Raw genomic sequence first — 15,313 nt, 5'->3', positions numbered from 1 at the left:
TCGGTCTGCCGGCTCTAAGTCCGTCTGACCGATAGCTTGAGTAGGTATCCAAAGCTTTTCTATACCCCAATTCAACAGTCTGAGCTTATATCATCGATCAGACGGGCAATCCGTCGGATCGAGTCCTGGAATGTTTGACCCACCCCTCGGTCTGCCGGCTCTAAGTCCGTCTGACCGATTGCTTGAGTAGGTATCCGAAGCTTTTCTGTACCCAATTGAACTGCATGCGCTTATATCATCGATCAGGCGGGCAATCCGTTGGATCGAATCCTTTCAATTTCAGGGTGCAAGGGTATAGCGTGAAAGTATCGGGTAATGATCGCTGGTTGTTTCACTGTAGTTGATCACATAATCATCAGCAGGAAATGATAAGACTGAATTTTCTATATATAAATTGTAGAGCTCATCGGTATTTAGGTGGTGATCTATTACGTCAGAATAAAAAACGGTAGAAGACATATTTGAATCAGAAAGAGCTATGGTAGGGAAAATGTAATTCTGAGAATCATCTACAAAATTCTTATATGCCGATTCTTGTCCCGAGGAAATGGATACATCGACATCATCGTTAAAATCTCCGATCACCATTACAAGGTCATTTGGTCTGTTTTGGTCGAGATAGGATTTTAATGCCTCTGCCCCTGCTACTTTTCGCTCATGGTCTTCATTTCCCGTGCAACATTTCGCATGAAGCAAGATGACCACAAGTTCCTGAGATATACCCCCAATGGTTGTGTTGAGTAATACTTCTACTGGTGGCCTTCCCGCGAATTCATAGTCGTAATCTGTAAGAATTACTTCGGCACTGGTAATGGAAGCCATATCTGATTTATAGATCAGGCCAACCTTTTGTTCGTTATTACCAAAATCACTGTAATATTCAGGACCGTTCGTTACCAATTCATCATTGGCTAAAAAACCGTTATACCCATCCAGTTCCGTAAGCAGATCATTAAATTGGGAAGCTCCCGTGACTTCCTGTACAGACCAGATGTCCATATCAAGACCTGAGATCACAAAACGTATATTTTCAAGCTGTAGGTCTTCATTGGAAGGGCCATTTCCAGTATCTCCAAACCATTCCAGATTCCAGGTAGCAAAATCTAAGGTGGATTCAGTACCCACAGCTTCAAATTCAATATTTGGCTCAGGCTCAATAGTTTCATCTACAGGATTTGACCCATCACCACAACCGTAGAAATTTATAGTGAGAAATAACGTAAATATTGCTAAATACTTAAAATGTGACTTCATAAATAATAGACGCTGGGTATTGTTTTGATTATTTCTTTTTCTTGTTTAGAAAGATCTGCATCAGATCACGAGCCGCCTTATAGGATGATAGCTGTCCCTGTTGAACCTGTTCCCGATAAGATTCCATTTCACGTTTAAGATCCGGATCATTATAGAACACACGATGCAATTCCTGATTGATACTTTCATCCAGCCAATAACTGGCCTGCTCTTTTCTTTTTTTGTCGAAAAATCCCTTGGCTTTGGTATGCCTCATAAATTCATCGACGATATCCCAAACTTCCGGTATACCTTTATTGTGGAAGGCAGAACAGGTAGCGACTTTTGGGATCCAGCCCGACTCTGTTGGCGGAAATAGATGAAGGGCATTCTTGTATTCAGCCATGGCTCGTTTAGCCGCTTCTTCATTACCGGTATCTGCTTTGTTAATGATAATGGTATCTGCCATTTCCATAATACCTCGTTTGATACCCTGAAGTTCATCTCCGGCCCCGGCCAGCATCAGTAATAGAAAGAAATCAACCATGGAATGAACGGCTGTTTCAGACTGTCCCACTCCAACCGTTTCAATTAAAATGGTATCAAAGCCGGCGGCCTCGCATACAGATATAGTTTCCCTGGTACTTTGGGCTACCCCGCCGAGTGATCCTGAGGTTGGAGTTGGGCGAATGTAGGCTTTGGGATGATTGGATAACGTTTCCATGCGGGTTTTATCCCCGAGAATACTTCCACGGGTTTTGGAGCTGCTGGGATCTACGGCCAGTACGGCCAGTGATCTTCCTTCATCCTCAATAACATAATTTCCGAAAGCTTCAATAAATGTACTCTTTCCAACTCCCGGAACCCCTGTAATTCCAATACGAATCGAATTTCCGGCATGGGGTAAGCAGCCTTCAATAATTTCCTGCGCCAGATCCTGATGTTCCCGCTTAGTGCTTTCGATCAGGGTAATGGCACGGCTGAGCAACATCCGGTCTCCGGATAAAATGCCGTCAATAAATTCTTTTGCTGCGGGGAGATTCCGGCTCAAAATACCCTCCTGTTAACTTTTCCAAAGTTATAAGGAATTCGGAGTTGATAGGCTTTGTCTGCTAACTTTGGAAAAGTTAACAGCTGTAGTAACGTCTCATCCTCGCTCCTACGCTCTGTGTTGGAACGAACGGAGGGAGCTGAAGAATTTCGATCAATCCAATCCATTGGAATAATTCTCGATCAATACATCTAAAATTTGTTTGGCTGCTTTTGGTATTACAGTTCCCGGACCGAAAACAGCAGTGACTCCCGCATCGTATAGGAAATCATAATCTTGCTGAGGGATCACTCCACCCGCTATTACCATAATGTCTTCGCGACCATGTTTTTTGAGTTCTTCAATAACATGAGGGACGAGCGTTTTATGCCCACCGGCCAAACTTGAAACGCCCAAAATATGCACGTCATTTTCTACGGCTTGTCGTGCGGCTTCTTCAGGGGTTTGGAAAAGCGGGCCAATATCTACATCAAAGCCAAGATCGGCAAAGCTGGTCGAGATCACTTTTGCACCCCGGTCGTGCCCATCCTGTCCCATTTTTGCAACCATGATCCTTGGGCGTCGGCCATCCAATTCAGCAAATTCATCAGCTTTTGCGAGGGCGGCTTTAAAATGATCGTTATTTTTTAACTCAGAAGAATACACGCCTGAAATGGATTTAATGGTTGCTTTATATCGCCCGAAAGACTCCTCCATTGCATCGGATATTTCACCGAGGGTGGCTCGTTCACGGGCTGCATCAACAGCTAAAGCTAATAAATTTTCATCACCGGATTCAGCACATTTCGTAAGTTTATCAAGCGCTTGCTGTACAGCCTTATCATTTCGGTCAGCTTTCATTTTATTGATCCGCTCGATCTGCGACTTCCTGACTTTCACATTATCTACTTCCAGCAAATCAATTTCAGATTTTTCGTCGGTTTGATATTTGTTGATGCCGACGATGGTGTCTTTACCGGAATCGATGCGGGCTTGCTTGCGGGCTGCGGCTTCTTCGATCCTCATTTTTGGCAGTCCCGTTTCAATGGCTTTTGCCATTCCACCGAGTTCTTCGACTTCACCTATAAGGGTCCAGGCACGGCGCGCGATCTTATCCGTTAGATATTCTACATAGTAAGAACCTGCCCAAGGATCCACGGCTTTGGTGATTCCGGTTTCTTCCTGCAAGAATAACTGCGTATTTCGGGCTATGCGTGCCGAAAAGTCAGTAGGCAGTGCAATGGCCTCATCGAGTGCGTTTGTGTGCAGAGACTGCGTGTGGCCCAGCACAGCGGCTAATGCTTCCACGGTTGTCCTCGCCACATTGTTGAAAGGATCTTGTTCGGTAAGACTCCATCCCGAAGTTTGGCTATGTGTTCTCAGCGAAAGAGATTTTTCATTTTTAGGGTTGAAAGACTTCACGATCTTAGCCCAGAGGAGTCGTGCGGCTCGCATCTTGGCGATCTCCATAAAGTGGTTCATCCCGATGCCCCAGAAAAATGAAATACGCGGGGCAAATTCATCAACATCCATTCCGGCTTTGATGCCCCTGCGCAGATATTCGAGTCCATCGGCAAGGGTGTAAGCAAGCTCAAGATCACAAGTGGCTCCTGCTTCCTGCATGTGGTAGCCACTTACCGAGATGGAGTTGAATCGTGGCATATTTTGAGACGTATATTCAAAGATATCTCCGATGATCTTCATGGAAGGTTCAGGAGGGTAGATGTAGGTATTCCGAACCATGAATTCCTTCAGAATATCATTCTGGATGGTGCCGGCTAGCTGTTCCGGTTTTACACCTTGTTCTTCTGCAGCCACGATATAAAAAGCCATTATGGGAATGACGGCACCATTCATGGTCATGGAAACCGACATTTTATCCAATGGAATTTGATCGAAGAGGATCTTCATGTCTTCCACGGAATCGATGGCTACACCGGCTTTACCAACATCCCCGGAAACACGCGGATGATCTGAATCATACCCGCGGTGAGTCGCTAAGTCAAAAGCCACTGAAAGCCCTTTTTGCCCGGCCTCTAAATTTCTTCGGTAAAAAGCATTCGATTCCTCAGCGGTAGAAAACCCGGCATACTGGCGGATAGTCCACGGCCGAACCGCGTACATAGTTGAATAAGGACCACGAAGGTAAGGGGGGATGCCTGCAGCATAATCCAAATGCTCCAGATCTTTGATGTCCTCTTTGGTGAAAGTCGGCTTTACAGGGATCTTCTCCGGGGTTTCCCACGGTTGATCAGAAACAGTGCCGGATCTTTTAGCTGAACTGAGGTTTAAATCAATGTTTGAAAAATCCTTCTTCATTATGCATCCTCCTTTTGAAGTTCCGCTTCGATGTTCAGTGGCTCGATTTTCTGAATGTCTATAGAGGGGGTGTCTGAGAATTCAAAATTTTGAATTTTGGAATTTGAATTATGAATTTCGTCAGGTTGATACTTATTCACGCCAACCAATACTTTTTTCTTTTCTTTGTAGGCGGATATTTTTTCTTCTCGGGATTTTGTGATCTCGTTCTGAATGAATTCTTCCTTCAGGCATTCATGGAAACCACCTTTTGCTTCGATCTCTTGAAAAAGCTTCCAGCTTTCTTTGACTATTTTATCCGTTAAAACCTCAATATAATAGGCTCCGGCTCCGGGGTCAGCCACTCTATCAAGGTAGGATTCTTCTTGTAAGATGAGCTGAATGTTGCGTGCAATGCGGGAAGAAAACCCTGAGGGCTCATCAAAATGTTTATCATAAGGATGAACGGTGATCGAATTGCAACCGCCTAAAGCTGCAGCCATGGCTTCCGTGGTGGAACGGAGCATATTATTATGGGCATCTGTCTTTGATTTATTCCATAAAGGTGTTTCGCCGTGAATGGCAGTAGAAGTATTATCAAATCCATATTCCTGTAAAACCCGATCCCACATCAATTTGAATGCACGAAATTTAGCAAGTTCAGGAAAATAGCTTGGCCCGGATGAGAAATTGAAGTAAAGATCATTCGCAATCTTATCATTTAATCCGAGCAGTTCATTTCCGGCAGCCAATGCAAAAGCAATTTGCTGAACAATGGAGGCCCCGGAATTGGCATAAACGGAAGCATCTGAGACAGCAAAACTAAATACTCCATGCGAATTATTGAGCATGTTAGTGATGCTGTTTTTAGTAAGAAGTTTTCCGGACTGAATAGCTGTGGAAAAAGGATCGAAAGAAAAATACAGGTTAAGCTTTTCCTTCTGTATTCCCCGGCTATCACATATTGCGGCAAGCCATTTTGTGATTTTTGGAGTTGAAAGGTGCAGGCCAAATTTCACTGTAATAAATTCGATCTTTATATCCTTAAGTAGTATTTCAAGATCACTTTGCGATGAGATCCGTTTTTCCTGAAGCTCGAATAGCAAACCTGAGGCTCCATTTTCGAGTGCATGTAAAGCAAGCTTGTTAGCTGTTTTCAGATCAACATCTTCAATAGGTTCAATGATATTCCAGGAGGTGGAAGCGCGAACAGGAATGGGGCTTCGAGCAAGACCCTGCAGATGTTCTTTTCGGTAAAAAGGAAGGGCATTTACACCTTCCCCGGATTCCCATTCCAAGACATCTTTATAGTTTTTGCCTTTTAGATCAGACTTAATGACTTCTTCCCATTCTTCTGTAGATATGGGTGGAAATTCTTTGAAATGCAGATTGTCTTTGAAATTCAGGTTATTCAAAACTACGCTTCGGGTTTATTAAATTTTAATTTCAGTCCAAAATAAAGAGGTAAGAAGTTCTTTACTAACCTACCCTAAAAAATACCGTTTTAATTAGTAAAAAAGCGCTTACAATTTTATATTCAATTCCATTTTCACACGAATCAAACTCACTTACTCAATTGATGGAACAAACGGAGCAATTAATTCCGCCTTTAACACAACTTACCGAAGATGAACAAATGCTTAAAGAGGCGGCGGCTGATTTTGCTGAAGCTTCTATAAAGCCTTTGGTGGAAGAAATGGACGAGAATGCAAAACTCGATCCGGGTCTTATCAAAGAGTTTTTTGAAATGGGATTGATGGGAATTGATATTCCCGAAAAGTACTCCGGTGGCGGGGGAACGTTCATGATGTCAATTGTGGCCATCGAGCAGATCTCGAGAGTTGATGCTTCAGCAGGGGTATTTATGGATGTTCAAAATACACTCGTAAATAATGCATTTGTTAATTTTGCATCCGATCACCTTAAAGATAAATATTTACCACAGCTTGCTACCGAGAAAGTAGGTGCCTATTGTTTATCCGAAGCCGGTTCGGGGAGTGATGCTTTTGCTTTAAAAACTACTGCTACCGAAGACGGAGATGACTTTGTGCTGAATGGCGCCAAGCTATGGATCACCAATGCCAAGGAAGCCGATATCTTTTTAGTGATGGCGAATGTAAATCCTGATGCGGGTTACAAGGGAATCACAGCTTTTGTAGTTGAGCGTGGAATGGAAGGATTTTCGATCTCTAAAAAAGAAAACAAACTGGGAATTCGTGCCAGTTCTACCTGTGAGATTTTATTAGACAACTGCCGCGTTCCAAAAGAAAATGTGGTAGGCGAAGTTGGAAAAGGATATAAAGTAGCCATCGAGACCTTAAATGAAGGTCGTGTTGGAATCGGAGCCCAGATGATCGGTATTGCTCAGGGTGCCTTTGATGCTGCCCTTGCCTACGTACAGGAACGCAAGCAGTTTGGAAAAGAGATTTCAGAATTTCAGGGTGTCCAGTTTCAACTGGCACGAATGGCAACAGATATTGAAACTGCTCGATTATTGGTTTACAATGCAGCCAGAAAGAAAATGGCCGGGCAGAATTTCCTGAAAGAAGCGGCTATGGCTAAATTTTATTCCTCTGAGGTAGCTGAGAGCGTGAGTTCGCAAGCGATCGATCTATTCGGAGGATATGGATATGTTAAAGAATATCCCGTAGAGAAATATTACCGTGATTCTAAGATCGGTAAGATCTACGAGGGTACAACGAACATGCAGCTCAGCACAATTGCTAAGTTGCTACTTCGATGAGTGAGTGAGAAAAAGGGGGCTTCGGCCCCCTTTTTATTTTAAGGCTGTTTCTCTTTAAACTGAAAAAGGCCGTTTAAGAAACCCTGCTTGTTTAGTTCTTCTTGTGAAACAGCACACCTGAATCCCACATCATTGTGTATCATCAGATCATAAGTGCCCACCCGCCAAAAGGTTTGATTAGTACTTATATTTTCAAGGAAGCTTCCTCCCCGTACCACACGCAGCCCCCTGTCTTGTAAATTTATAATACTGTCAGGAGCAGAGTAACTTTGATAAAATGAGCCTGTCATCTCAAGAACATTGCCACTCATGTCATAAAGCCCAAGCTCGTTTGGCTTTTTACTGCCTGCCAAATATGAAAAATTGATGTTTGAGTTTTTAGTGACGGCATATACATCAAGCGAATCGATATTATTTGTCCCGGAAAATTGCATCTTTTTGCCCCTTGAACGCGCAGCATATTCCCATTCTTTTTCTGTGGGGAGACGCCACCCCCAATAATTGCAAAAAGCCTGTGCATCATGCCAGTTAATATATACTACCGCCCGTTGGCCGCGTCCATAGTCTCTGTCATTGGGTAATTCTCGCCCCGTGTTTAAAGCGAATTCATCGTATTGTTCGAAAGTGATCTCATATTTTCCGATGTAGAAATCTTTTATGTTCACCTCATGAAGAGGAAGGGCATCCGAATTAGAACGTTTAATAACATCACCCATTAAAAAAGTACCTCCTTCCACAAAAACCATTTCAGGTTTGGAAGTAGAAGGGGTATTTTTGAACACAGAACAGTTACTTAAACTGAATACAAAGATCAGTGCTAATAAGAAAATTCTTAAAATTTCATTCATACTACCATAATAGTTTTATTATGAAATAAATTCAAGAAAATGGAATGATGTTCTTACTTACAGAGTTTATGTTGTGCAGAACACCAATCTCTCTATCATTTAGATGAAATAACTAATAAAATGGATCATAAGTTAGACGAAAAGATTTTAGCTCAGCTGAAACAATGCAGTAAAGATGAAGCTTCCTTATCAAAACTAAAAGAGCTATATGAAGAGTTGCATGATCGTTTTCAGGAAGTTAAAAAGCAGCTTTCTTTAGTGGAACAAGCTATAAAGCATGATTATGATTCCATTCTAATAACCGATTTAGACCTTGAAAATCCCGGTCCTAAAATTGTTTATGTAAATGATGGATTTACAAGAATGACCGGCTATACAAGAGAAGAAGTAATTGGTAAAACCCCCAGGATCTTACAAGGGGAAAAGACAGACCGGCACGTGTTGGACCGTTTAAAAGAACGATTGATTGAGGGACAAGCCTTTTTTGGTCATACCGTCAATTACAGAAAGGATGGCAGTGAATTCATTAATCAGTGGGATATACATCCGTTAACTAATAAGAATGGAGAGATCACACACTGGGTTTCCTATCAGCGTGATATTACAGATCGTAAGGAATCGAGTAAACTGATCTTTGACGCTAATCTTGATTTTGACAATTTGGTTGAGGAGTCTAAAAAGACTTTTGTTGACTTGGATGTTCAGGGTAATATAATTTCTTCAAATAGTTCCTTTAAAAATCTTTTGGGCTATGATGCTGACGAGCTTAAAACCGTGAAAATATGGGGCTTGGTTTCGGAAGATGACCAAGCTGAATTAAAGGCATTATTTGAAGATTTTGATTCTGATAAAATTGGAGAGGATTCTTACTCGTGGGAGTTTATTGGTAAGGAAGGTGATACGGTGAAACTGGAGGGTAATATTAATTACTTCGTCAGCAATGAAGAGACGGTCATTCGTATCCATTTTGACAATATATCTTTGAGAAACCGTATAATTGAAACCCTCAAGAAGAAGAAAAATAAATTTGAGGATATTGTCGGAAAGAAAGATGAATTTTCTTTAAGATTTGTTGTCAATGAAGACGGTGAAACAGGATGTAAATTTATTTCTGATAGTTTTACAGCCATCACGGGGCTTGATCCTGATTTGGTGATAGAGAAAGGGGTAAGCGAAGTGCTGCTCCATGCTGATGACGTTAAAGCTATTGAGAAAGCACTTGAAAAAGCGTTCAATGGAACTTCATCAAGTGTAAGCTGTAAATACAAAACCTCGGATGGAAACTATATTTCTGTGGTACAATCCTTTAAGCCTGGTTATGGAGCCAATGAAGAAGTGGTAGAGAGCGTTAAAAGTGTTGCGCTGATAGAGCTGGAAGTAGAAAATTAATCATTGAATATCCTAGAAAAAAAAGCTCGCCGAAGTGCGGGCTTTTTCTTTATGCAGAGCAGGTGAAACCTTATATTCAAAATAAAAATGAATATTCAAGAAACAGAAGAACGGATTATTCGAGAGTTTGAGTTGCTTCAGGACTGGCAGGAGAGATATAAATACATTATAAAACTGGGAGATAAACTGGAGCCAATTCCGGAAGAAGCCAAAGTTGAGGAAAATCTTGTAAAGGGTTGCCAAAGTCAGGTTTGGCTAACGGCTAAAGTCGAGGATGGTAAGGTAGTATTTAAAGCAGACAGTGATGCAGCAATAACAAAGGGATTGGTTTCGCTGATGATTCGTTTTTATTCAAACAGAGAGCCGGATGTGATCCTAAATACTCCCCCTTCTTTTATTGATAAAATTGGAATGGCTAAACACCTATCACCTACCCGGGCAAATGGTTTGGCTTCTATGGTTAAACAGATGAAGATCTATGCTATGGCGTTTAAATCCCAAAAAACGTTATCGTAATCTAATTGTAAGGCTCAAAATAAATCTGTTAATTCTCTATTTAATGAGGATTAACCATGGATATGAGTAAGAAGTTCTCTCTAACCGGCATTTCAGATATCGCTCTTGGTAAAGATCTAAGAGCTGATGAAGATATTATCGGTAAAAATGCCGGACTGACCGTTTTAAATTCAGTCTCATTCTTCCTGGCCGGAGTTTCTCTATTATTTTTGATAGCATTCCAGATTAATGAGTCTGTTTCTTTGACTTGGTTTTTCCTGTCTGAGGCCATTGCCTTTCTATTAATCCCTCTTTTAGCCCGCCAGGGTTTTGAAAAATCAGCTAAAATACTGCTGATAGCCTACTGTGATGTAGGTATTGTTATTTTGAGTTCGGTCTTCAGTGGTGACGCGATGATACAGGCCTTCTTTATTCCCGCTATGGGCTTATCCATACTCCTGTTTGACAATACTCAGATCCATCTTCGAAATATCGGGATAATGCTCTCAGTGTTTTCATATTTCATTTTAGACTATATCATTTTTGAGCGTATTAACATTTCTGAAAGTGGATTTTCCTTAGTGAGATGGGCCGTTTTAACAGGTTCCTTTGTAACCACATGGCTTATTTTCAACACATTTTCCCAGTTTAAAGAGAATGCGGAGCAGCAAACGATGCTGCTACTTGAAAAAGAACAGGAATTAAATCAAGAATTAAGCATCAAGCAAAAGAAGCTGGAGAATTATATAAGTCAGCTTGAAGTTACTACCGGGGAGCTTGCAAAAAGCACCAAGGCTAAGTCTGAATTTTTGGCTACTATGAGCCATGAGATAAGAACACCCATGAATGCCATTTTAGGTATGACGCACTTGCTTAAGGAAGACAGTCCGCGGAAAGACCAGATCGAGCCGATAAATATCCTGGATTTTTCCGGGAAAACGCTTTTGTCATTAATTGACGACATACTTGATTTTTCAAAAATTGAAGCGGGCAAGATTGAGTTTGAAAAAATTGAATTCAAGCTGGATGAACTTATCGATGTAATTATCGAGAGCTTCAGGTCATTGGCAAAAAATAAGGGTATTGATCTAAGTGCAAGCATCGCTAAAAACACTCCAAATGTACTTATGGGAGACCCGGCACGGCTTACACAAATTTTAAACAATCTTGTAAGTAATGCTTTAAAATTCACAGAAGATGGAAAAGTGAGTTTAGAAGTTAGTTCATTAAAAAATGAAGACGAGATAATTACCTTGCAGTTTGCTATTACCGACACAGGTATCGGAATTGAAGAAGACAGGATGGATACCATTTTTAATAGCTTTACTCAAGCCAGTGAAAATACGAAACGCTTGTTTGGAGGTACGGGATTAGGGCTTACAATAAGTAAGCAACTTACCGAATTACAAGGGGGGAAAATTTCTGTTGAAAGTGAGGAGGGTAAAGGGAGCACGTTTTTTGTGGAGCTGACATTTGAAAAAAGTGATGCCGGTGAAAAAGCCTCAAAAGTTACTGAAGAAGAAGGGGCAAAAAGCATTAGCGGACTCAAGCTGTTGCTGGCTGAAGACAATTTAGTGAATCAAAAAGTCATGATCAGGTTTTTTGAGAGATGGAATGTAGAGATGAAAGTAGTAGATAATGGTTTAGAAGTATTGGAGGCATTAAAAGAGCAGAATTTTGATGTAATATTGATGGATCTGCAAATGCCCGAAATGGATGGATATGAAGCTTCTGAAAATATCCGAAAGCTGGATGACCCTTACAAAAGAAAAACTCCAATTATTGCTCTCACTGCCGCTGCGCTTAAGGAAGTCCGTGAAAAGGTATATGCTGCAGGAATGAATGACTTTGTTACTAAACCATTTGATCCGGCTGAACTGGAAAGGAAGCTTTTCAGCTATATGCAAAAATAGAAAGCCGCTTCTGAAAACAGAAACGGCTTTCTGATAAAGTATTATTCTATTGAGTTAAAAAGATCTTTGGGTACTTACTTTTTAACCGCTTTTTTTACCGGTGTAGCCTGCTTTTTAGCAGTTGCTTTAGGGGCAGACTTTGGAGCAGGTTTTTGAGATTTGTTAGCCATGGTTTCGGCCTCCAAATAAATTGTTTTGGTTATGTTCTTTCGCCAGTTTTGGCAAAACCCTAACCCATGTTCAGGCAGATGAGCACCCTGAAACATTAGTGTAATATTCGCATCTTTTTTATGAATAAGCAATAGCCTGGAGGGCTGTAGTAAAATATTTTCTGCTGACCTCATATTTTGTGAAGATAAAAAAAGAGCCGCCCCGTATCAGGGAGCGGCTCTTGGGTTTTCGGGGTACAAATGAAATTCTTATTACGCTATTTTTTCTGTTCCGGTATAACTACATGGAAAGTAGTTCCCCTTCCTTCCTCAGTTTTGACTTTTATGCCGCCACCATGCAGGTCTATTAAATGTTTTACAAGTGGTAATCCAATTCCGGTACTGATCTCGCCTTGAGTCCCCTGCCTCTGCTGTTCCCTGTTTTTTTGAAACAGTGTGGGAATAAAATCTTCAGGAATACCGATACCTGTATCTTTCACTGAACAGTGAAGTACCTTTTGTTTGTTTTCAGTGGTATTCGCTGTTATGGTAATGGTATCATTTATGCTGCTGAATTTTAAAGCATTGGAGATCAGATTGCTTAAAATAAGCTTGAACTTTTCATTGTCGAGTATAAATGGGGAAGAGGTGTTACAATCTAACTTTATATCAACGCCTTTAGCTTTTGCAAGAGGCGTATAAATATGGATCAGGTCTTTTATTAGTTCCTCAATAGCAGTCTCATCCAAATGAAGCTCATTACTGGTTTGAAACATGGAGTTAGACATTAACTCACCGGTATAATTAATTAGCTTCTGACCGCTTAATTCGATCATAGAAAGAAACTCATTAAGTTCATCCCTGTCACCGTCCCAGTGATGTTTCAGATAATGAGCTGAACTTACAATTCCGTTGATCGGGCTTTTTATATCGTGATTAACGGCCCTCAGAAAAAGATCTTTTTCTTTATTCAGCTGCTCCAGCTGATGCTGCTTATTTCTAAGCTCAAGCCGGGCCATAATTTCATTGGCCAGGGTCTTTAATGCCTTTTTCTGGGATTCATCAAGTTTCTTAGGTTTGGTGTCCAGTACACAAAGTGCGCCAACTTTATACCCCTCAGGTGTTATTAAAGGAAATCCACTGTATGATCGGTATTTAGGATCCCCCTCAACATACGACATGTTCATAAAGCGCTCATCTTTTGTAAGATCTTCTATCTCAAAGTTCCCATCCTGCATAACAGTGTATTGGCATACAGTTTCTGAGCGTGGGGTGGTTTGTCCGGATTCGTCTCCAAAAACCGCCTTGCTCCACTGCCGGTCATGATCCAGAATATTCATTAAAGATATCGGTGAACCGGTTATAATGGCCGCCAGTTCTACCAGTGATTCAAATTCCTCTTCAGGTAGGGTATCTAAAATTTGATACTGATCAACTTTAGCCTGACGCTCGGCTTCATTTTCCGGAATTGGGTAAGCTTTGTCTGAAATAGTTTCAAAAAGTCTAAGCATGTCTGTCTAATTTTTTAAAGCGTTGTGAGGGCCGCTTACTTCTCGTTTAGAAAAACTTATGGTCAGTAAACTTTGGCGATTGTCATTATTGATGTCCATCTTTCCATGTATCTGCCGTAGCAGAACCTCAATTAATTCCAGCCGCAGATCTGGTGCAGCATTATCGCACTGGTTAAAAAATTGAAGGATATTCTTGTCGGTTTCTTTGAACTCAATTGACACGCATTCGGCATTATTCTTAAGAGAGAAGATGAGTCCACAAGAGCCACCTCCAAATTCAACTTTGTTGATCTCATTCAGGCAGGATATGATCTCATTCAATAACATACTGGCAGGTATTGCCTGATTCACATTCAGGATCACATCCTCTAAATTGAAAGCCTCAAAAGGCTGATCAGCTTTTTTCTTGTCCGTATTTAGCACGCTTTCAATATAGTTCTTAAAATTTACGTGCGATAAACTCTCGTTCTTATAAAGCAGCTCATGAATTTTAGCAATAGAAGTTATTCTGGATTGTGTAGAAACGAGATGGTTCCTCACTGCTTTGTCCTCTGTACCCATCAATTCAAGCTCAACCAAGCCGGATATAATGGCGAGATTATTTTTGACCCGGTGATGTATTTCTCCGAGCAATATATTCTTCTCGGCCAATGATTTTTCAATGATATTACGGGCCTGAACTTGCTCAGTAACATCTATAGCCTGAACAAAGATGCCATACACCTCTCCCTCTTCATCTCTCAAAGGTTTATATACAAAATTCAGGTAGTGATTACTTTTCTCTTCGTCTATGTTGAAATACATTTCTTTTTCGTAGAAGGAGAACGGTTTACCTTCCCGAAAACAATCATCCAGGATTTCCATGTAGCCCTGACCCTCTAATTCCGGCATAACATCTCGCACGGTTTTACCGATCAGATCGGTTTTACCTACCAATTTTCTGTATGTCTGATTCACGAATGTGAAGGTATGGTTACTTCCACTTAGCATGGCAATGGCAGATGGGGCTTCCTCAAACATATCTTCCATATGAAGACGAGCTGTTTTCTCCGTTTCAAGAAGTTCAAAGATCTTATTTTCAAGATTCTTTCTTTCGGTGATATCAACATACATGCCGTAAATAGCTATGATCTCACCATCAACTTCTACAGGTACCCCGCCAATAAGTACCGGTACCTGATGCCCGGCCTTATTTAAACGAACAGCTTCAGTCTGGAATGTATCGCCTGTGAAGCTCATTCGTGAAAGGGTTTTCGCAGATTCATCCATATAATCAGGGACTATTCTTTCATCCAGGCTATTCCCTAAAAGCTCATTCTTAGTGTAACCAAACAGATTTTCAAAGCTTTGATTTGCATTTTTAACGTTACCTTTGGTGTCAATAAGGACAATACCTATTGGAGAATTAAAGAAAAGCTGATCCAAGAGTTCAGAGTTACGTTTCTTCTCACTTTCAATTTCTTTGAATTCGTTACGGTTTAAACCGCCGCCAACAATGTAGGTTTCTCCATTTTGTTTGAAGCTGGTACCACTGATCAGGTAATGCAGCGTTTTTCCGGCTTTGGTTATACACCTTGCCTCAATGCTAACCCTGTTCCCAACCAATTCACCGGTAAGAATGTTTTCCAGTACCGGACGGTCGTCAGGATGAACAATTTGCATGACATTCATGCGGGCTATTTCACGGGCTGAGTAGCCCAGATC

The 15,313-nt window shown here is 41.1% G+C and carries 12 protein-coding genes; 4 read left to right on the top strand and 8 right to left on the bottom strand.

What is annotated here, in order from left to right; genetic code table 11:
* Positions 1-279 precede the first annotated feature (279 nt).
* The 4 genes from VFM80_RS10170 to VFM80_RS10155 all read right to left on the bottom strand — a co-directional run bounded on the left by VFM80_RS10170 (position 280) and on the right by VFM80_RS10155 (position 5,976).
* Entirely contained in the window at positions 280-1,254 is a 975-nt protein-coding gene (locus VFM80_RS10170) for an endonuclease/exonuclease/phosphatase family protein (protein ID WP_395071718.1), read from the bottom strand.
* A gap of 28 nt (positions 1,255-1,282) precedes the next feature.
* Complete coding sequence (gene meaB / locus VFM80_RS10165; RefSeq protein WP_395071717.1) at positions 1,283-2,284, bottom strand: methylmalonyl Co-A mutase-associated GTPase MeaB; 1,002 nt, start codon at positions 2,282-2,284, stop codon at positions 1,283-1,285.
* Between the two features lie 153 nt (positions 2,285-2,437).
* Positions 2,438-4,582: a methylmalonyl-CoA mutase gene (gene scpA, locus VFM80_RS10160; protein ID WP_395071716.1), complete on the bottom strand. Its 2,145-nt coding sequence runs from the start codon at positions 4,580-4,582 to the stop codon at positions 2,438-2,440.
* On the bottom strand, positions 4,582-5,976 hold the full coding sequence (locus VFM80_RS10155) for a methylmalonyl-CoA mutase subunit beta (protein WP_395071715.1): 1,395 nt from the start codon (positions 5,974-5,976) through the stop codon (positions 4,582-4,584). Before VFM80_RS10155 ends, scpA begins: the two co-directional genes overlap by 1 nt.
* Before the next feature lie 164 nt (positions 5,977-6,140).
* Here VFM80_RS10155 and VFM80_RS10150 point away from each other — a divergent pair, with 164 nt between their 5' ends.
* Positions 6,141-7,304, top strand: a complete 1,164-nt coding sequence (locus VFM80_RS10150) for an acyl-CoA dehydrogenase (RefSeq protein WP_395071714.1) — start codon at positions 6,141-6,143, stop codon at positions 7,302-7,304.
* Between the two features lie 38 nt (positions 7,305-7,342).
* Here VFM80_RS10150 and VFM80_RS10145 read toward each other — a convergent pair whose 3' ends face one another.
* Positions 7,343-8,152, bottom strand: coding sequence for a formylglycine-generating enzyme family protein (locus VFM80_RS10145; protein ID WP_395071713.1), 810 nt, complete (start codon positions 8,150-8,152; stop codon positions 7,343-7,345).
* Between the two features lie 120 nt (positions 8,153-8,272).
* Between VFM80_RS10145 and VFM80_RS10140 the strand changes: the two genes are divergently transcribed.
* The 3 genes from VFM80_RS10140 to VFM80_RS10130 all read left to right on the top strand — a co-directional run bounded on the left by VFM80_RS10140 (position 8,273) and on the right by VFM80_RS10130 (position 11,949).
* Entirely contained in the window at positions 8,273-9,541 is a 1,269-nt protein-coding gene (locus tag VFM80_RS10140; RefSeq protein ID WP_395071712.1) for a PAS domain-containing protein, read from the top strand.
* Positions 9,542-9,628: 87 nt separating this feature from the next.
* Positions 9,629-10,057, top strand: coding sequence for a SufE family protein (locus VFM80_RS10135; protein WP_395071711.1), 429 nt, complete (start codon positions 9,629-9,631; stop codon positions 10,055-10,057).
* Positions 10,058-10,119: 62 nt separating this feature from the next.
* Complete coding sequence (locus VFM80_RS10130; RefSeq protein ID WP_395071710.1) at positions 10,120-11,949, top strand: ATP-binding protein; 1,830 nt, start codon at positions 10,120-10,122, stop codon at positions 11,947-11,949.
* Positions 11,950-12,023: 74 nt separating this feature from the next.
* On the opposite strand, the gene VFM80_RS10125 is transcribed toward VFM80_RS10130, so the two are convergent.
* From VFM80_RS10125 to VFM80_RS10115, 3 genes are all read right to left on the bottom strand, one after another.
* Positions 12,024-12,293: a hypothetical protein gene (locus VFM80_RS10125; protein ID WP_395071709.1), complete on the bottom strand. Its 270-nt coding sequence runs from the start codon at positions 12,291-12,293 to the stop codon at positions 12,024-12,026.
* An 83-nt stretch (positions 12,294-12,376) separates the two neighbouring features.
* Positions 12,377-13,609, bottom strand: coding sequence for a GAF domain-containing sensor histidine kinase (locus VFM80_RS10120; RefSeq protein WP_395071708.1), 1,233 nt, complete (start codon positions 13,607-13,609; stop codon positions 12,377-12,379).
* Between the two features lie 6 nt (positions 13,610-13,615).
* On the bottom strand, positions 13,616-15,313 hold a 1,698-nt coding region (locus VFM80_RS10115; protein WP_395071707.1), incomplete at its 5' end, for a PAS domain S-box protein.

The organism is Gracilimonas sp. (genome assembly GCF_035704785.1).
Taxonomy (GTDB): Bacteria; Bacteroidota; Rhodothermia; order Balneolales; family Balneolaceae; genus Gracilimonas.
This window is presented reverse-complemented; position numbering and strand designations above follow the sequence as displayed.

Excerpts from the sequence above, each read along its gene's own strand:
- VFM80_RS10170 (WP_395071718.1), bottom strand. The coding sequence starts at position 1,254 with ATGAAGTCACATTTTAAGTATTTAGCAATATTTACGTTATTTCTCACT.
- scpA (WP_395071716.1), bottom strand. The coding sequence starts at position 4,582 with ATGAAGAAGGATTTTTCAAACATTGATTTAAACCTCAGTTCAGCTAAA.
- VFM80_RS10150 (WP_395071714.1), top strand. The coding sequence starts at position 6,141 with ATGGAACAAACGGAGCAATTAATTCCGCCTTTAACACAACTTACCGAA.
- VFM80_RS10145 (WP_395071713.1), bottom strand. The coding sequence starts at position 8,152 with ATGAATGAAATTTTAAGAATTTTCTTATTAGCACTGATCTTTGTATTC.
- VFM80_RS10140 (WP_395071712.1), top strand. The coding sequence starts at position 8,273 with ATGGATCATAAGTTAGACGAAAAGATTTTAGCTCAGCTGAAACAATGC.
- VFM80_RS10135 (WP_395071711.1), top strand. The coding sequence starts at position 9,629 with ATGAATATTCAAGAAACAGAAGAACGGATTATTCGAGAGTTTGAGTTG.
- VFM80_RS10130 (WP_395071710.1), top strand. The coding sequence starts at position 10,120 with ATGAGTAAGAAGTTCTCTCTAACCGGCATTTCAGATATCGCTCTTGGT.
- VFM80_RS10125 (WP_395071709.1), bottom strand. The coding sequence starts at position 12,293 with ATGAGGTCAGCAGAAAATATTTTACTACAGCCCTCCAGGCTATTGCTT.
- VFM80_RS10120 (WP_395071708.1), bottom strand. The coding sequence starts at position 13,609 with ATGCTTAGACTTTTTGAAACTATTTCAGACAAAGCTTACCCAATTCCG.